A 17,997-nucleotide genomic window follows, 5' to 3' on the forward strand; every position below is an offset into this window, starting at 1 on the left:
TAGGGTCTTATGGAATATCAATCACTTCAGCCCAAAGCATCCTGATAAATACAAGACTGAGCTATTTCAAAAACCTTTTCATCTTCAATATTTAATTGATCGTATTGCTGCATTTTTTGAATCATCCATTCAAAATCTGACGTTTGTGGCGCTTGGCTCTTGCCAAAATTTTGAATGATTCTTTTGATCCGATGAAAAGCCTCGACGTGAATCTGCTCAGAACAATCAAAACGGATGATGTGATATTGCTTTAACAAAGAAAATATTTCAGAAAAATGCGTTTGTTGAAGCAGATCGTTTTGGGCTTTTTGGATGGCAAGATTGATTGCGTTTAAGGTATTAGGATGTTTTTCTGCCCAATCATGGGTAAAAGCCAAAACTTTATCTGGAATATGATCAATAATATCTTGGCTATTGACGATAATACGACTATAGCCTTGTATTTCAGCTTGTGTATTCCACGGCTCTCCGACACAGAATCCATCAATTCGTTGCGTTGATATTGCTTCCACCATATAAGGCGGTGGAAGAGTTGAAAAGGTCTGCGTTTGAGCGAGTTCCGTGTCGGCAAGTGCCAGCCATTCTCTTAGAATATAATGATGAATCGAATGCTGAAAAACATGCGCCAACTGAATCGTTTGATTCTGTTTTATCGCAAATACGATTTTCTCTGCTGAATTTTTTGGTAGATCTAATGCATGGATATTTAATTCATAGCACAGCTTTTGACTCAAACTAATATAAGCACAATTAGTACTGAGTGTAAGAGATGTTTGTAAGGGAATGCCGAGATGATCTTTGCCCGTCACAGACGCCGGCAACATGGCGGATAAACAATGGGCTGCATCTAAAAAACCAAAAGCTAGACGGTCGCGTAAACTTGCCCAAGACGGTTCTTGAGTCAGTGTGACATTTAACCCTTGTTCAGCAAAATATCCTTGATGTTCTGCCCAGAGCAAAGCAACACAGTCGAGTAAAGGAATATAGCCCAATTGAATATCTGTTTTTTCAAGCTTTTGCATGGTTTATTCCTTAAATTGAGACTGTAACAACGCTTGCGCATCAAGCAGCCGACGCGCCATTTCACCCATTGTCATACGGTGACTCATGGCATTTTTTCTCAGTAAATTAAATGCTTGATCTTCGGTTAAACCATGCATTTGTATTAAAAGCACTTTGGCTTTTTCAATATCTTTTCGATCGGCCAGTTTGCACTTGGTTTCAGCCAAATCATTCAGTAGTTTTTTATGCTTTTTATATTGTTCAATCGAAATTTCTAAAATGCTATTCAAACGTGCAGGGTCAATACCATCGACAATATATGCTGTCACACCGGCATCAATCGCGCTTCGGATAATTTCGAGACTCGAATTTTTAGTGAATAGAACAGTCGGTAAGTCAAATTGACTGACACAGCTTTCAATGACATCGCGATGCGGATGATCCATATCCAATAAAATCACATCTGCCTGAATATTTTGCAGATATGACATATTTAAATGATCAATCATAAAACTGGCGACCACATCAAAGTCATGCTGAATTAATGAGGCTTGAATAAATTCAGCGCGTTCTTGATCATCATCAATCAGGGCTATTTTTAGTTTTGGCATGCAAACGCTCAGACAGAGCCAAACAAATACGTATTGAGCTTGCTAAGCAAAATAGATGCCAAATCTAAAGGCAATACAAAATTTAAATCTGCTTCTATGTTTGAGCATAGTTATGTGCGCATTTTTAAATTGAACCATTTCCATGCACTGATCTTGTGCAGGGCTGAACCACGCTTGAACATTTAGCTGCATCTCTATAGGCACATTGACTATCTATTTACCTTAATTCGCTTAATTTCTGACAAGTCGGCGTTCAAAGCCGCAATGTAAAGATGAATTGAAGTCGAAAATAAAAACTTGGCATGGCTCGTGCTTAATACTTGTTGAGTCAATGAAGACTCTAAAAATTTGTTAGACGGCCAACGACGTCCGTTCTGATCGACTCTGTTATGTGTTAGCGACATAACCGAGTAATTCATGCGTTCAGTTCAGTCAGGAGAAGGTTATGTCTTCAAATTTAAATGCCAAAAAAGCCACAAAAATAAGTCTATTTAATTTTTCTTCAGCAGCAATGCGGGCCTTCCACATGAGTTGGCTCGCATTCTTTGTTTGCTTCTTTGCATGGTTTGCCTGTGCGCCTTTGATGCCAGTGATTGCAGGTGAATTTAATCTAACAAAAGACCAAATCGCTAATATTAATATTGCTGCGGTTGCAATCACCATTTTAGTTCGTCTGATCGTTGGGCCTTTATGTGATAAATACGGCCCGCGTAAAACATATACAGCATTATTAATTGTCGGCAGTATCCCAGTCTTTGGTATTGCTTCTGCAAATAGCTATGAATCCTTTCTTTTCTTCCGCTTGCTGATCGGTGCGATCGGCGCAAGCTTTGTCATCACGCAATACCATACCAGCATTATGTTTGCGCCTAATGTGGTGGGTACAGCCAATGCGGCAACCGCAGGCTGGGGTAATGCAGGCGGCGGTGCAACTCAAGCCCTCATGCCTTTATTGCTTAGCGCACTCGTTATGTTTGGTGTAGAGCAAGCGATGGGCTGGCGCATAGCGTTAATCGTTCCTGGTGTGATGATGTTGATCGTAGGCGCGCTGTATTGGAAATTTACCCAAGACTGCCCGCAAGGCAACTTTAAAGAACTGCGTGAACAAGGCGTTGCAGTCGGTTCAGATAAAAAAGGCGGTGTAGCCATTCTCATGCACGCTGCACGTAACTATCGCGTATGGATTTTATTTGGCGCTTATGCAGCTTGCTTTGGCATTGAAATCTTTATTCACAACATTATTGCGCTGTATTACGTCGACAACTTCCAATTTGGATTAAAAGAAGCGGGTATGGCAGCAGGGATCTTCGGTCTATTGGCACTGTTTGCCCGCGCGCTCGGCGGCATTGTTTCAGACAAAGTCGCGACTACCAAAGGCTTGGATGGCCGTACCAAAGTTCTGTTTGCGATGATTCTGCTAGAAGGACTGTTTTTAATACTGTTCTCGCAAATGAGCACGCCAATCTTCGCCATTCTTGCCATGACAGTCTTTGCGCTCTTCACCCATATGGCGTGCGGCGCAACCTATGCCTTGGTGCCATTCATTGATCGTGATGCTTTAGGCGGCGTGGCAGGCATTATTGGCGCAGGCGGTAACGTTGGTGCGGTAGCTGCAGGATTCTTGCTTAAAGGCATGTTGGATATTCAAACCACGCTGATGGTGCTTGGTGGTTTGGTGGTGATTGCAGCCAGCTGTGTACTGATGATCCGCTTCTCTGTAGAGCATAAAGAAAAAGAACAGCGTTTGTTTGAACAAGCTGTGAATGAAAGAAATCTAGCTGAAGCTCAAAACTAATACTGAAAGTTGCCTCTAAACAAAACATAGCGCTTTAGGGGCAAACAAAAAAAATATTGCGGAGTAAGAATATGAAAATCATCATGATTGGACATGGCATGGTTGGCCACAAGTTTATCGAATCTGTACTGGAACACGCAGGTGATGATGTTGAATTAACCATTTTAGCTGAAGAGCCGCGTCTTGCTTATGACCGTGTGCATTTAACTGAATACTTCAGCGGCAAGTCAGCGAAAGACTTAACCCTGTGCCGCAGCGACTTTGCTGATGCATACGGTATAGATTTACGCCTGGGCACCAAAGCGGTTGAAATTGATCAGCGTAATAAAACGGTCACGACCAATCACGGTGATATTCTTTCTTTTGACAAGCTGGTGCTCGCAACAGGTTCATATGCATTTGTGCCGCCAATTCCAGGCAATGAGCGTGAAAACTGCTTTGTGTACCGTACCATTGAAGACTTGGATGCCATCCGTGCCGCAAGCTTCAATGCTAAAACAGGTGTGGTGATCGGCGGCGGTTTATTGGGTTTAGAAGCAGCAAAAGCGCTGCGTGATTTAAACTTAGAAACCCATGTTGTTGAATTTGCACCACGCTTAATGGCAGTTCAGATTGATGATCTAGGCGGTAAAGTTTTACGCTCGAAAATTGAAAATCTAGGTGTTAAAGTCCATACGCAAAAAGCAACATCTTGCATTGAAGACGGTGCAAATGCGAAGCATGTAATGAAGTTTGGTGATGGTTCTGAACTGGAAACCGACATCATCTTATTCTCTGCAGGTATCCGCCCACGCGATGAATTAGCGCGCCAAAGTGGTTTAGCCATTGGTGAGCGTGGCGGTATTGTAATTAACGATTATTGCCAAACTTCAAACCCTGACATTTATGCCATTGGTGAATGTGCGCTTTGGCAAAATAAAATTTATGGCCTAGTTGCGCCGGGCTATGACATGGCACGTATTGCAGCAAAGCATGTGATGGAACAAAACTGCACGCTTTTCGCTGGTGCAGATATGAGCACCAAGCTGAAACTGATGGGAGTTGATGTTGCATCTGTAGGCGATGCGCATGCAATGACACCAAATTCTTTAAGCTATTTCTATGCAGATGAAGCAGCTCAGGTTTATAAAAAGATTGTGGTGAATGCAGAGAAAACTAAGCTGCTAGGTGCAGTATTGGTGGGCTGTGCTAAAGAATACAATGACCTGCTGCAAATGATGCTGAATGGATTAGAAGTTCCAGAAAGCCCAGAAAGCCTAATCATGCCTGGCTATGCACAATCTGCAGGTAAATCGGGCGGAAGCGGTGTCGATCTGCTGCCAGACAGCGCAACGATTTGTTCATGTAACAACGTCTCTAAAGCAGATATTTGTTCAGCCATTGCTGACGGATCGACTTCTTTAGGCGCATTGAAAAAATGTACTAAAGCTGCAACAGCTTGCGGCGGCTGTGCACAATTAGTCACTCAAGTACTTAAATCGGAGCTTCAGCGTCAAGGTGTAACTGTAAATAACCATTTATGTGAACACTTTGCTTATTCACGCCAAGAGCTCTATCACTTGGTACGTGTGAACGAAATCAAAACCTTTGATGACCTGATTCAACAGCATGGCCATGGTTTAGGCTGTGATATCTGTAAACCGACGGCAGCCAATATCTTAGCGTCATGCTGGAATGACTTTGTACTTAAACCAAGCCATGCGGGCTTGCAAGACAGTAATGACTACTACCTCGGCAATATTCAAAAAGACGGTTCATATTCAGTAGTACCTCGTATGGCTGGCGGTGAAGTTACTCCGGACGGATTAATTGCCGTGGGTCAAATTGCCAAAGAATATGGTCTATATACCAAACTTACAGGCGGTCAGCGTGTTGATATGTTTGGTGCACAAGTGCATCAACTGCCTGAAATCTGGGAAAAATTGATTGCTGCTGGTTTTGAGTCTGGCCATGCCTACGGCAAATCACTGCGTACGGTGAAATCTTGTGTCGGCAGTACTTGGTGCCGTTATGGCGTGGACGATTCAGTCGGCTTGGCGATTTATTTAGAGAACCGCTACAAAGGCCTTCGCTCACCGCACAAACTGAAAATGGCTGTTTCGGGTTGTACCCGTGAATGTGCTGAGGCGCAAAGTAAAGATGTGGGCGTGATTGCGACAGAAAAGGGCTGGAACCTTTATGTATGCGGCAATGGCGGTATGAAGCCACGTCACGCAGAGCTTTTGGCATCAGACTTAGATACGCAAACATTGATCAAATACATTGACCGTTTCTTTATGTTCTACATTCAAACAGCAGACCGTTTGCAGCGTACTTCTGTATGGCGCGACAACATGGAAGGCGGTTTAGATTACCTGAAAGATGTCGTTGTGAATGATTCGCTTGGCATAGCGGGTGAACTTGAACGCCGTATGAGCCATGTTGTGGGTACATATCAAGATGAATGGCGTACTGCTGTAGAAGATCCTGAAGTACGTAAACGCTTTGTGACTTTCGTGAATGCAAAAGCAGAACAGCAAAATGATCCGCATATTCAGTTTGCATCCGTTCGCGGTCAAATCAGACCCAAAACAGAAGCTGAACGCGATTCGTCACGCATTCCAGTGGTTGAAGCTTAAGAGAATAACGAATTTAAAACTTCTTTTATTTGATTTACATCCTTATTCGGTTTCTCGTTAAAGCGGAAACGAAAGATGGTGAACTAAAAGAAGTTTAAAAAAGGATGAAGAATATGACAATTTTAAAAGAAATGAATGATTTAGACTGGTTTGATGTTTGTGCATTAGAAGATATTACGCCAAATACAGGTGTGGGCGCACTGATTGAAAATCAGCAAATTGCGATATTCCGTGTCGGTGAAGAAAAGCGGGTTTATGCACTGAGCAATCAAGATCCGTTTAGTCAAGCCTATGTTATGTCCCGCGGTATTATTGGTGACTTGCAGGGTGAGCGTGTTGTGGCATCACCCATTTATAAACAGCATTTCAGCCTTGCTACTGGACGCTGCTTAGAAGATAAAGACCAAAAACTCTTGGTTTTTCCAAGCAAAATTGAAAATGGCCGTGTGCTGATTAGTCCAACTGCTCAAAAAACCTATATTACCAATAACGCGCCATCGTCTGAGTTGATGAAACTTGTTTTGGTCGGCAATGGCTTAGCAGGTATGCGCTGCTTAGAAGATCTGCTGGATATGGCGCCAGAGCGTTATGAAATTACGGTCATTGGTGAAGAACCTTGGGGTAATTACAACCGAATTATGCTTTCCCCAGTGCTTTCAGGTGATAGAACCATTGAAGATATCATGCTGCATTCACATGCTTGGTATAAAGACAAAAATATCCGTTTTGTAGCAGGTGATGCGGCGGTACGCATAGACCGTCCGCGCAAGCAGGTATACACAGAAAAAGGCTTGGTCATCGATTATGACCGTCTGATTTTAGCGACAGGTTCTAAGCCATTTATTCCGCCTATACCGGGAACTGACTTAAAAGGTGTTCTCAGCTTCCGTGATATTTATGATGTAAACCGCATGCTGGATTACTGTAAATCTAAGCAAAATGCAGTGGTGATTGGCGGCGGTTTACTTGGCCTAGAGGCTGCGTATGGCCTGAAACAGCGTGGCATGAATGTCACAGTACTGCATTTGATGGATCGTATTATGGACCGTCAGTTAGATGAAAAAGCCAGCTTAATGCTCAATCATGCGATTGAACAAAAAGGTATAAAAATCATGACCGCAGCAAATACCCAAGAGTTGATGGGTGAAGATGGCCATGTGAAGCAGCTGCGTTTGCAAGACGGTACTGTTTTAGATTCAGATCTTGTGGTTTTTGCGGTGGGTATTCGTCCGAATATTGAGCTTGCGCAAAGTGCAGGACTGCGCTGCGGCCGCGGTGTCATCGTGAATGACACCATGCAAACTTTTGATCCGAGTATTTATGCGGTGGGTGAATGTATTGAACACCGAAGCCAAACTTTCGGTTTAGTTGAACCGCTTTGGGGACAGGCATTCATTTGTGCATCGCATTTGGCCGAACATGGCAGCTTAACCTTCAAAGCGCCTACGGTTCCGACGCAGTTAAAAGTCAGCGGCTGTGATGTTTTTTCTGCAGGCAACTTTGAACCGTTGGATGATTTTGAAGACATTATTTTGAATGATGAAAAACGCCAAATCTATAAACGTATTATTATTCAAAAAGATAGAGTGATTGGTGCTGTGCTGTTTGGCGATACTGAAGACGGGGCATGGTATGCAGAATTGATTTCAGATCAAACTTCAATTTCAAGTATCCGAAACAAATTGCTGTTTGGTAAGGATTTTGCATTAAAGAAAGCAGGGTAATGCGTCTTTAATTTTGAAAGTCCCTTCTCCCACTGGGAGAAGGTTAGGATGAGGGGGCTTTTCATATAAATCCTCTCCCACTTGCGGAACTATGTTCCTCATCCTTTAAAAGGAGAGGGAACTTCCTATATGAATTAAGTGTTGATTAAAAATCTACTTATGCAAGTAGTCTAATATTAAAAATTATTGCAATACCTCGTTAGAATTGGAAAAGGAGCCAGCAGAAGTGAATAGCATCCCGATAGTGGAACTGCATAGCTCTACAGAAAATAAAATTAAAACAACGCAAACCACTTGTCCATATTGCGGTGTCGGCTGCGGCGTGAGCGCAACAGTTGAACAGACAGCTTTAGGGCAAAAAGTGAGCGTGACTGGCGATGCGAACCATCCATCAAACTATGGCAAGCTGTGCATTAAAGGCAGTAACTTAGCCGATACGATTGGATTAGAAACACGTGTTTTACAGCCGATGCTTGGGCGTCAAACATCACCATTTCATACTCGTCAGGCTACAGATTGGAACACAGCAACAGCACTGATTGCCGAAAAATTTCAGCAATGTATAGATCTTTACGGACGTGAAAGCATCGCTTTTTATGTGTCGGGCCAACTGCTGACGGAGGATTACTATGCCGTTAACAAATTTGTCAAAGGCTATTTAGGTACTGCAAATATTGACACCAATTCACGGCTTTGCATGTCATCGGCTGTGGCGGCACATAAGCGTGCATTTGGTGAAGACCTTGTACCAGCAAGCTATGAGGACTTTGAGCATACAGATATGGTGGTGCTGGTCGGATCCAATACAGCATGGTGCCATCCCGTGCTGTATCAGCGTATTATGAAAGCCAAAGAAGAACGTGATTTGTTCGTGGTGGTCATTGATCCGCGCTTTACCAGTACCTGTGAGGCTGCAGATTTGCATTTGCCAATTTTACCGGGGCAAGATGTCGCACTGTTCAACGGTTTGCTGCAGTATTTAGTACAAAATAATCATAGTGATGTAGATTTTATCACCAAACATACTCAAGGTTTGGCGCAAGCGCTGGAGCAAAGTAAAACAGAAGCTTCTATGACAGCAGTTGCTGAGCGTACAGGTATTTCTTTAGAAAAATTACAGCTATTTTTTGAAAAATTTGCGCAAACTGACAAAGTTATGTCGCTATTTTCGATGGGGGTTAATCAGTCTTCGCGCGGTGTAGACAAAGCCAACAGTATTATTAACTGCCATTTGCTGACTGGCAAAATCGGAAAATTAGGTGCAGCGCCTTTTTCTATGACAGGTCAGCCCAATGCAATGGGTGGCCGCGAGGTTGGCGGCTTAGCCAATATGCTGGCTGCGCACTTAGATGTCGATAACACAGCGCATCAGGCATTAGTACAAGCGTTTTGGCAAAGTCCATTTATTGCCAATAAAGCGGGATTAAAAGCGGTTGATCTGTTTCAGGCGGTTGAAAGCGGCAAAATAAAAGTCATCTGGATTATGGCTACTAATCCTGTAGTTAGCTTGCCAGATGCAGATCAAGTCAAACGTGCCTTAGAGCAATGCGAGTTTGTAGTGGTGTCAGATATCTGCAAGGACACTGACACAACGGTATATGCAGATGTGCTTTTACCAGCTTTAGGCTGGGGTGAAAAAGACGGAACCGTTACCAATTCTGAACGCCGTATTTCACGTCAAACTGCTTTTTTAGATGCGCCGGGTGAAGCCAGAGCAGACTGGTGGTCTATTGCACAAGTTGCGAAAAAGATGGGTTATAGCGGTTTTGACTACAGCAGCAGCTATGACATATTTATTGAACATGCAAAATTATCTGCTTATCAAAATGCGCCTTTAGATCAACGTGATACCACTGAGTCTTTTCGCTACTTTAACTTGCAGGGTTTAAGTAAGTTATCTGCACAAGATTATGCTGAATTAAAGCCCGTGCAATGGCCAGTTTGGCAGTTAGATCAGAGCGCTGATGCAGTCAGCCGTTTGTTTGCAGCAGGCCAATTCAGCCATGCCGATGCCAAAGCTAAGTTTGTAGCAACAACCGCTATTGACCCTTTGAACAAGATTTGCGGCGAATATCCGCTGGTTTTAAATACTGGCCGTATCCGTGATCAATGGCACACCATGAGCCGTACGGGTTTATCTGCAAACTTGAGTACACATATCGCCGAACCATTTTGTGAAATACACCCGCAAGATGCACTGAAGTTTGGTGTTAAAGATGGTGAACTGGTTGAGGTGAAATCTAACTGGGGCTTATGTATTTTACGTGCACAGGTCAGCAGTCAAATTCGACGCGGTCAAATTTTTGCGCCAATTCATTGGAATGACCAAGTCGCATCGGATGCGCGTATTGGCAAAGTGGTGAATCCTGTGGTCGATGCACTATCTGGTGAGCCTGAATTTAAACATACACCTGTATTTGTACAGCCGTTTTATACACAGTGGCAAGGTGTACTGTATGTACGTGACGGCTTTGAGCAAATGGTGCAAAACACCATTCAAAACACGGTGTGGTGGACCAAAATTAAAACAGCGAAAGCGACACGTTTTGAGTTGGCCGATCGTAAAAAATTTAGAAACACGGTTCAGCAGCTGAAAACATTACTGCCATTTACCGATGAAAGCTTTGAATGGCTGAATTTGGAAGATCAAACTGCCGATTTGAGTCATACCGTAGTGCTGCAAGATGGGCATTTAATTGCCAGTCTATATATTGCGCAACGCTCTATGCTGCCAGACCGTGATTGGATTGCAGGCATGTTTAAGCGTGAACGTCTAAGCGCAATGCACCGCAAAGCGCTGCTGGCGGGTCAGCCGATGAACATGACCAACAGTGCAGGTCCGCTGGTGTGCAGCTGCTTTAAAGTCGGTAAAAATACCATTATCGAAACCATTAAAGAAAAGAATATTACCCATGAAAAACAAGTTACTGCATGTTTAAAGGCCGGCGGCAATTGCGGATCGTGCTTATCAGAAATTCGAGGCTTAATTAAAGCCTGTCAGACGGAGTACGCAGAATGATGAAGAAAATCACCAAATCAGTAAGCTATCCAGAAACAGACTTGGTTATTTTGGCGGGCGGTCAGGCCCGCAGAATGAACGGCATGAATAAAGTGCTGCAAAAATTTGATAATGAAATTCAGCTGATTAAGATCCATCAGCAGTTGAAATCACGGGCAGAAAATGTCTGGATCAACAGCCATCGCGATCATTCGATTTATAAACGGCTCATTCCCTCGATCCGCTTTTATCAAGATGATGAAGCCGGATTTTTAGGGCCATTGATGGGGATGAAAAGCGCGTGGTCACATGTTGAGTCTGATTATGTTTTGTTTGTCCCGTGCGATGTGACCTATATCCCGAAGAAAGTGCTTTCGAGATTGCATCAGGCCATGCAGCGGGATCCCTTGTGTGAAGTAGCTGTAGTGGAAATTAATGGCAAAGCGCTGTATCCATTTTGTTTGCTGAAACGAAGCAGTCTCACAATGCTGCAGGTGTATCTTGATCAAAAACAGCGCAGTTTAAAGGGGTGTTTTAGTAAAATGCACATGCAAGTTGCACGTTTTCAAAATAATGCACTCTTTTTTCACAGCATTAACTCTCTAGATGAGCTGCAGCAGCACCGTCAGCTGAATTTTCTCTAAAAGCTGTACCTTTTGCGGAGCTTTCATTTCAAATAATGAGCCTAATGTGCTGTTTTTGAACCCAGAGAGAAAATCTACAGCCAATATGAAGCTTTTGAGCATGATATCTAGAGATAAAACAGACTGCTTTTATACCTTAGATAATGGGCTTAACGGCAATTTATATTTTTAATTGCTATTAGTTATTTATAAGTTATTGATTTTGTGTGTCAAAAAAACAAACCAAATCCTCTGAAATAAATATTCAAAAAAGCGCAAAGTTGGAACACTTATTGCAATTTTTACTGCAAGAAAAGAGGGCGCAAAATTTGTACTGAGCTAAGAAAGGGCAAATGACAGCACCATGGAAGATAAACATGAACAGCATGACACAATTACAGCCAGTGACCATTTTTAAGGATCAGTTTGGCCGTGAAAAACGCAAGTTACGCATTTCAGTGACAGACCGCTGTAATTTTAAATGTGTCTATTGCATGCCTGAACATCCTGAATGGATGAAAAAGCACAATCTTCTCAGTTTTGAATCCCTTTACAATTTTTGTGAATTTATGGTGCTGCTCGGGATTGATCAGATCCGGATCACGGGCGGCGAACCGCTCATGCGTCAAGGCGTTGTGCATTTTATTCAACAGCTGCAGCAGTTGAGAAAGCTAGGCCTTAAACGTATTTCCATGACAACCAATGGACATTATCTGAAGCAATATGCACAGGCCTTAAAACAAGCCGGCTTAGATTGCATAAATATCAGCTTAGACAGTTTGGATGAAGCGCAATTTTTCCAGCTGACACAAAAACAATTACAGCCTGTATTAGATGGGATTGAAGCAGCTCAGCAAGCGGGCTTTGAAATCAAAATCAATTCCGTGTTAATCAAAGGCTTGAATGAACAGCAAATCATTCCATTAGCAAAATGGGCGCTGCAAAAAGGTTTCGAACTACGGTTTATCGAGTTTATGCCGCTGGATGGCGATCAAAACTGGTCTAAAGCTGCGGTCGTTACCGAACAAGACATATTGGATAAACTAAAGACTGTTTTTGAAGTGCAAACACTGCACGGTCAAGGCACATCGCCAGCCAGATCATACTTAATCAACGGCTTGCCTATAGGCATTATTTCAACCATCAGCAATTCTTTTTGCGGCAGCTGCGACCGTCTAAGACTGAATGCGCAAGGCGAGTTTTTTAACTGCCTGTTTGCCCGAAAAGGTTTAAATCTCAGCCATGAAATTCAGCAACTGAAAAGCAGTAAAACAACAGAGTTAATGCCGTTGGATGCAATGGCTTTGCAGCAAAAATTAGGCAGTTATATTTGGCAGAAGGAGCAAGGCTTTCATGCCATAACTGCCCAATCCAGCCCATCTAGAAAAATCAGCATGCATATGATTGGAGGTTAATGATGAGTCAGATCACCATCAAAATAGAATCTTTTGGCGCTATTGAACGCCTGCTGCCAGAGAATTTGAGTCTGACTTGCTTCGCACAGCAGTCAATCGCAGAGGTTTTGCTGCAGGTCGCAGATCAATTTCCGCAGTCATTCGACATGCTTGAACGCTGCGCCTGCGCTATGGGAGAAGACATTGTGCCAAGGCAAACCGCATTGATGCAGGACAGTACCGTTGTGCTGTTGTCACCTGTGGCGGGAGGCTGAATATGGAGCTCAAGCATATTTCACGCATACAAGACACGGTATTCAGCCAAGCCGATTTTGACAGCATTAAGGCATTTCCTGAATGCGGCGGTATAGGTGTATTTATAGGCGCGGTGCGTAATCACCATGAAGGCAAAGCGGTAAAAGCTTTGAAATATACCGCTTATGCGCCTGTGGCTGAAATAATGATCCGGCAAATTGAACAGGAAATTCAAGCCAAATACGGCGTGTCATATGTACGGGTTGTACACCGTATTGGCGCGCTGCAGGTCGGTGATACCGCCATTATCGCCATGGCCTATGCGCCGCACCGACGTGAGGCTTTTGCTGCCTGCGAAGAAGCGGTTGAGCGGGTTAAGCATGAAGTTCCGGTCTGGAAAGAAGAGTTTTATATGGACGGCAGCAGCCAATATGTAGAGGGCTGCTGTATTCGTAAAGATCATGTGCCCAAGGCGACAAGTCATGCAGCGCAGCATGCTCATATTTATGGCGAGTCATGTGAACATGCACATCAAAACAGCCATCAGACCATGCATTTGAACGCCAATATTTACCAATGGCACCTATAAAACTCCAAATTTAATACTGCAGACGCAAATGAATAAGATAAGGACAAAGCAATGAAAAATGTGGGCATGAAAGCGGAAAGTTACCGTACAGCCATTGCAACTGGAATTCTGCATGCGCCGCCACATTGCATTGAACTGCTGCGTAATGGCAATACAGAAAAAGGCGATGCGCTGAAAACCGCACGGATTGCAGGTATATTGGGCGCAAAACGCACGGATGAACTCATTCCGCTGTGTCATCCGCTGCCGATCTACCGTGCAGATGTTGAATATGAATTATTTGAGGCGCATGTCGAAATCAGTGCTGTGGTCGAAACCATTGGCCCAACGGGTGTGGAAATGGAAGCATTAACTGCGGTCAGTCTTGCCGGTTTAACGCTGTATGACATGCTGAAACCGCACTGTGAGCCTGAAGATTTATGCCTAGATCAGGTGAAACTGCAAAAGAAAAAAGGCGGTAAATCACATTTTACCCGTGTATTGAAAGAAAGCTTATCGGCATCGATTATTGTGCTTTCAGATACGGTTGCTGCCGGTAAAAAATCAGATACTGCAGGGCAAAATGTCCTCGAAATTTTAGAAGAAGCGAATTTCAGCAACATCAGCTATCAAGTGATACCGGACAGTCCTGAACAGCTTTTGGCTCTTATTGAACAGCATAAGACGCAATATCCGCTGATTTTGACCGTGGGCGGTACAGGTCTAGGCCAGAAAGATTTAACCGTTGAAACCATTCAGCCGCTGTTAAAACGGGAAATTCCAGGGCTGATGGAAGCATCCCGCAGTTTTGGGCAGAAACGCACCCCTTATGCGGCCCTCAGCCGCGGTGTTGCCGGCTATATTGATGACAGTTTAGTCATTACACTGCCGGGCAGCAGACAAGGCGCAAAAGAATCATTGATTGCCATTTTACCTGCCTTGGTGCATCTATTTGATGTGCAGAAGAATATTCCGCATGCAGGAGGCTACCAATGAACCAAGCCGTATTGCACGCAGGCTGCGGGGCCGAGGTTGGACTGATTTCAGTGGACGAAGCGCTTACGCTGATTCAGACACATACGCAAAGTTTAGCGCATGAAACTTTGGCGCTTCAGCACGCTTTAGGCCGTTATTTGGCGGCAGATGTGCATTCACCAATTCAGCTGCCTTTATTTGCGCAAAGCGCAGTGGATGGCTATGCCATTTGCGCAGCGGGTGAAATTAAACCCGGCGCGCAATTTAAGCTGATTGGAGAAATCCGCGCAGGGCTAACGGCTGAAATAAGCTTAAAAACAGGGCAAGCTGTCCGCATATTTACCAGCGCGCCGATACCTGAAGGCACGGCAACTGTAGCGCGGCAAGAAATTGTAAAGGCGGATAGACAGCAGATTGAACTGACTGCAGCCTTAAGCCCGCATGCAGATATTCGAGATGCAGGTGAGGAAATTTCATTTGGACAATGTTTAGCAGCGCGTGGTCAAAAGCTGACGGTTGGATCAATTGCAGCGCTCAGTATGGCTGGTATTTCACACTGCGAAGTTTTTGCCTATCCGAAAATTGCGGTCGTAATTACAGGTGATGAAGTTGCGCAAAATATAGAAGATTACCGTGCTGGTAAAATATTTGATGCCAATGCGCCGCTGATTTTAGTATGGTTTCAGTCGCAGCACGTCCAAGTTGAAGTGATTCATATTGCAGATGAAAAACAGGCGGTTTTAGATTTATTCAACCGTTTAAAAGACAGCTTTGATTTAATTTTAACGACTGGCGGCGTATCTGTCGGTGATTATGATTTTGTTCGGCCGGCAGCCTTGGACATCGGTTTTCAGCAAATTTTCTGGAAAGTGAAACAAAAACCCGGCAAACCGATGCTGTTTGCACAATATCGACGTCCTGACAGCAGTTCCTGTTATTTACTCGGACTGCCGGGCAACCCCGCTGCAGTCTATGTCGGCATGCAAATTTATACAGATAGATTATTGAAAGCCCTACAAGGTCAAACACCTGCGCTGGACTGGTTCAGCGCAGTCATGACACATGACCTAAAAGCAGATGCACGTGAGCGGTTTTTAAGAATGTCGGCGCACTTTGATAAGCAAGGCAAGCTTCAACTAACCAGCCTGTCTAAACAGCAGTCGCATATGTTGAGCAATTTAATGCAAGCTAATTGCGTTGTTCGGATTCCTGCAGGGCAGTCTGTGCAAGCAGGACAAATTCTTCAAGGCGTATTTATTCAGCATTAGGAGTTTGCTATGCGATTCAAATTTATTTTAGCACTAGGACTGAGCTTCATTGCTGGCGCATCTCAGGCGGAAACAGTCAAAATTTATGCTGCAGCCAGTTTAAGCAATGCTATCAGCGATATTGCAAAGCAATATCAGGCACAGAATCCAGACATCAAAATTGTACCGGTATTTGGCGCGTCATCTGCTTTAGCCAAACAGATTGAAGCCGGTGCGCCAAGTGATTTGTATTTTTCAGCAGATGTGGACTGGATGAATTATTTGGTGCAAAAACAGAAAATACCTGCAAAGCAAGTATTCAACATGCTAAGCAATGATTTGGTGCTGATTACGCCTAAAGCGGTGAATATGCAATTTAAAGCCGTGCCGCAGTTTAATTTTGCCAAGGCATTCAAAGGTCACTTATGTACAGGGCAAATGGAGTCTGTACCTGCTGGAAAATATGCTAAACAAAGCCTAACCAAGTTGGGCTGGCTATCAAGTTTGAATGGAAGGATTGTCGGGACAGATGATGTACGATCGGCTTTGGCTTTTGTTGAACGCGGTGAGTGCCAAGCGGGGATTGTTTACCGTACCGATGCGCTGATCAGTTCTAAAGTTAAAATAGCCGGGATTTTTCCAAATCATACTCATCAACCGATCATTTATCCATTGGCTTTAACATATCAAGGCGCAGCTAAACCTGAGGCCGTGAAGTTTTACCGTTATCTTAAAGACCATGCGCAAAGCAAAATGCTTTTTAAGCATTATGGCTTTGGTGTGAAAGGCTAAAGCATGCTCAGCCCAGAAGAGTGGAGCGCCTTGTTTCTGTCGGCTAAGGTTGCCGTTTGCGCCACTGTATTTTGCTTGCCATTTGCTATTGGGCTGGCTTGGGTGCTGGCGCGCTATGAGTTTCATTTGAAATTTTTAGTCGAAGCGCTGTTACAAATGCCGATGGTGCTGCCGCCGGTGGTTTTAGGTTATCTGCTATTGGTGCTGTTTGGTTCAAATGGCTGGATCGGCAAGCTGCTCAATGAATGGGGCATTCAACTGGCTTTTAATTGGAAAGGCGCCGTTTTAGCATCCATGATTGTGTCATTTCCCCTGATTGTGCAGCCGATCCGTTTGTCTTTTCAAATGATTAATCAGCAGCTGGAGCAGGTTGCAGGCTCACTAGGCGCGCATCCGTTACGGGTATTTGCATCAATTAGCCTGCCGCTGGCATTGCCGGGCATTTTAATCGGGAGCATTTTAGGATTTAGCCGAAGTTTAGGCGAATTTGGCGCAACCATTACCTTTGTGGGTAATATTCCTGATGAAACCCGAACCATTCCAATTGCTATCTATTCGATGATACAGCAGCCCAATGGCGAAGAATCCGCAATGCGTTTAGTGATCCTTTCACTGCTGGCGGCTTTTGGCGCATTGATTGCCAATTATTATATTTTACAGCGCTATCAGCGAAAACTCGGAGCCGGCCATGCTTCAGTGTGATTTTCAGTTTCAATATGCAGATTTTCAATTGCAGGCTCGGCTGCAGATGCAAGAACAGCTGCTTGGCATTATGGGGCCATCAGGCAGCGGCAAGTCTACGCTGCTGAAAAATTTGGTTGGTTTGCTGCAGCCGCAGCAAGGTTATATATCGCTGAATCAGCGTGATGTGTTCGATACGGCGCAGAAGATTAATGTGCCGATGCATCAACGCAGCATTGCGCTGATTTTTCAAAAAGCATGGCTTTTTCCGCATATGAATGTGCAGCAAAATCTGCAATATGCGGAGAACTTAGGCGCTCAGGAAAATGCGAAATTTAAATTTGAGCAAGTGACTAATCTGCTTGAGTTACAGCCACTGCTTAAACGGCGGGCGCATGAACTTTCTGGCGGTGAGGCGCAGCGCGTTTCCATAGGACGCGCATTGCTGTCACAGCCTGACTTACTGCTGTTAGATGAACCGCTGACAGGACTGGACCGCAGGCTGAAAGATCAAATATTGCCATTTTTAAACACGGTGAAAGAACAGTTGGCGCTGCCGATGATATATGTTACGCATCATGGCGATGAGTTAGATTATTTAAAAGCCCATATTTTGTATCTAGAAAATGGTCAAATAAGTTTTTAAATAAATATAAATTATATAAGTAATAACAGTGAATTAGATAAAAAAATGGTATTAAGCTGCATCTTAAA

The 17,997-nt window shown here is 43.9% G+C and carries 15 protein-coding genes; 13 read left to right on the plus strand and 2 right to left on the minus strand.

Annotation, left to right across the window (positions count from 1 at the left end; translation table 11 throughout):
* Positions 1-26 precede the first annotated feature (26 nt).
* Positions 27-1,022, minus strand: a complete 996-nt coding sequence (locus FTU62_RS05490; protein ID WP_180102086.1) for an ABC transporter substrate-binding protein — start codon at positions 1,020-1,022, stop codon at positions 27-29.
* Between the two features lie 3 nt (positions 1,023-1,025).
* Complete coding sequence (locus FTU62_RS05495) at positions 1,026-1,613, minus strand: ANTAR domain-containing response regulator (protein ID WP_078190882.1); 588 nt, start codon at positions 1,611-1,613, stop codon at positions 1,026-1,028.
* 445 nt (positions 1,614-2,058) lie between these two features.
* On the opposite strand from FTU62_RS05495, the gene FTU62_RS05500 reads away from it, so the two are divergent.
* The 13 genes from FTU62_RS05500 (at position 2,059) to FTU62_RS05560 (ending at position 17,929) form a co-directional block, all read left to right on the plus strand.
* Complete coding sequence (locus FTU62_RS05500; protein ID WP_180102087.1) at positions 2,059-3,408, plus strand: MFS transporter; 1,350 nt, start codon at positions 2,059-2,061, stop codon at positions 3,406-3,408.
* A 71-nt stretch (positions 3,409-3,479) separates the two neighbouring features.
* A complete protein-coding gene (nirB, locus tag FTU62_RS05505; RefSeq protein ID WP_218948586.1) occupies positions 3,480-6,026 on the plus strand; it encodes a nitrite reductase large subunit NirB in 2,547 nt (848 codons plus the stop codon).
* Between the two features lie 113 nt (positions 6,027-6,139).
* Positions 6,140-7,750, plus strand: coding sequence for a nitrite reductase small subunit NirD (gene nirD, locus FTU62_RS05510; RefSeq protein WP_180102088.1), 1,611 nt, complete (start codon positions 6,140-6,142; stop codon positions 7,748-7,750).
* A gap of 226 nt (positions 7,751-7,976) precedes the next feature.
* Positions 7,977-10,769: a nitrate reductase gene (locus tag FTU62_RS05515; protein WP_180102089.1), complete on the plus strand. Its 2,793-nt coding sequence runs from the start codon at positions 7,977-7,979 to the stop codon at positions 10,767-10,769.
* A complete protein-coding gene (locus FTU62_RS05520; protein ID WP_373886327.1) occupies positions 10,769-11,392 on the plus strand; it encodes a molybdenum cofactor guanylyltransferase in 624 nt (207 codons plus the stop codon). The genes FTU62_RS05515 and FTU62_RS05520 overlap by 1 nt, the downstream gene beginning before the upstream one ends.
* A 356-nt stretch (positions 11,393-11,748) precedes the next feature.
* Entirely contained in the window at positions 11,749-12,786 is a 1,038-nt protein-coding gene (gene moaA, locus FTU62_RS05525) for a GTP 3',8-cyclase MoaA (protein WP_180102091.1), read from the plus strand.
* A 2-nt stretch (positions 12,787-12,788) separates the two neighbouring features.
* Entirely contained in the window at positions 12,789-13,040 is a 252-nt protein-coding gene (locus FTU62_RS05530; RefSeq protein WP_180102092.1) for a MoaD/ThiS family protein, read from the plus strand.
* A gap of 2 nt (positions 13,041-13,042) precedes the next feature.
* Positions 13,043-13,609, plus strand: a complete 567-nt coding sequence (locus FTU62_RS05535; protein WP_180102093.1) for a molybdenum cofactor biosynthesis protein MoaE — start codon at positions 13,043-13,045, stop codon at positions 13,607-13,609.
* Between the two features lie 51 nt (positions 13,610-13,660).
* Positions 13,661-14,584: a bifunctional molybdenum cofactor biosynthesis protein MoaC/MoaB gene (gene moaCB / locus FTU62_RS05540; RefSeq protein ID WP_180023676.1), complete on the plus strand. Its 924-nt coding sequence runs from the start codon at positions 13,661-13,663 to the stop codon at positions 14,582-14,584.
* Entirely contained in the window at positions 14,581-15,831 is a 1,251-nt protein-coding gene (locus FTU62_RS05545) for a molybdopterin molybdotransferase MoeA (protein ID WP_180102094.1), read from the plus strand. Before moaCB ends, FTU62_RS05545 begins: the two co-directional genes overlap by 4 nt.
* Before the next feature lie 9 nt (positions 15,832-15,840).
* Complete coding sequence (modA, locus tag FTU62_RS05550) at positions 15,841-16,602, plus strand: molybdate ABC transporter substrate-binding protein (protein WP_180035195.1); 762 nt, start codon at positions 15,841-15,843, stop codon at positions 16,600-16,602.
* Positions 16,603-16,605: 3 nt separating this feature from the next.
* Complete coding sequence (modB, locus tag FTU62_RS05555; protein WP_180102095.1) at positions 16,606-17,304, plus strand: molybdate ABC transporter permease subunit; 699 nt, start codon at positions 16,606-16,608, stop codon at positions 17,302-17,304.
* Complete coding sequence (locus FTU62_RS05560) at positions 17,291-17,929, plus strand: ATP-binding cassette domain-containing protein (protein ID WP_180102096.1); 639 nt, start codon at positions 17,291-17,293, stop codon at positions 17,927-17,929. Before modB ends, FTU62_RS05560 begins: the two co-directional genes overlap by 14 nt.
* Positions 17,930-17,997: the final 68 nt, after the last annotated feature.

Source organism: Acinetobacter sp. YH12126, from assembly GCF_013418745.1.
In the GTDB taxonomy this organism is placed as follows: domain Bacteria; phylum Pseudomonadota; class Gammaproteobacteria; order Pseudomonadales; family Moraxellaceae; genus Acinetobacter; species Acinetobacter amyesii.

Excerpts from the sequence above, each read along its gene's own strand:
- FTU62_RS05490 (WP_180102086.1), bottom strand. The coding sequence starts at position 1,022 with ATGCAAAAGCTTGAAAAAACAGATATTCAATTGGGCTATATTCCTTTA.
- FTU62_RS05495 (WP_078190882.1), bottom strand. The coding sequence starts at position 1,613 with ATGCCAAAACTAAAAATAGCCCTGATTGATGATGATCAAGAACGCGCT.
- FTU62_RS05500 (WP_180102087.1), top strand. The coding sequence starts at position 2,059 with ATGTCTTCAAATTTAAATGCCAAAAAAGCCACAAAAATAAGTCTATTT.
- nirB (WP_218948586.1), top strand. The coding sequence starts at position 3,480 with ATGAAAATCATCATGATTGGACATGGCATGGTTGGCCACAAGTTTATC.
- nirD (WP_180102088.1), top strand. The coding sequence starts at position 6,140 with ATGACAATTTTAAAAGAAATGAATGATTTAGACTGGTTTGATGTTTGT.
- FTU62_RS05520 (WP_373886327.1), top strand. The coding sequence starts at position 10,769 with ATGAAGAAAATCACCAAATCAGTAAGCTATCCAGAAACAGACTTGGTT.
- moaA (WP_180102091.1), top strand. The coding sequence starts at position 11,749 with ATGAACAGCATGACACAATTACAGCCAGTGACCATTTTTAAGGATCAG.
- FTU62_RS05530 (WP_180102092.1), top strand. The coding sequence starts at position 12,789 with ATGAGTCAGATCACCATCAAAATAGAATCTTTTGGCGCTATTGAACGC.
- FTU62_RS05535 (WP_180102093.1), top strand. The coding sequence starts at position 13,043 with ATGGAGCTCAAGCATATTTCACGCATACAAGACACGGTATTCAGCCAA.
- moaCB (WP_180023676.1), top strand. The coding sequence starts at position 13,661 with ATGAAAAATGTGGGCATGAAAGCGGAAAGTTACCGTACAGCCATTGCA.
- FTU62_RS05545 (WP_180102094.1), top strand. The coding sequence starts at position 14,581 with ATGAACCAAGCCGTATTGCACGCAGGCTGCGGGGCCGAGGTTGGACTG.
- modA (WP_180035195.1), top strand. The coding sequence starts at position 15,841 with ATGCGATTCAAATTTATTTTAGCACTAGGACTGAGCTTCATTGCTGGC.
- modB (WP_180102095.1), top strand. The coding sequence starts at position 16,606 with ATGCTCAGCCCAGAAGAGTGGAGCGCCTTGTTTCTGTCGGCTAAGGTT.
- FTU62_RS05560 (WP_180102096.1), top strand. The coding sequence starts at position 17,291 with ATGCTTCAGTGTGATTTTCAGTTTCAATATGCAGATTTTCAATTGCAG.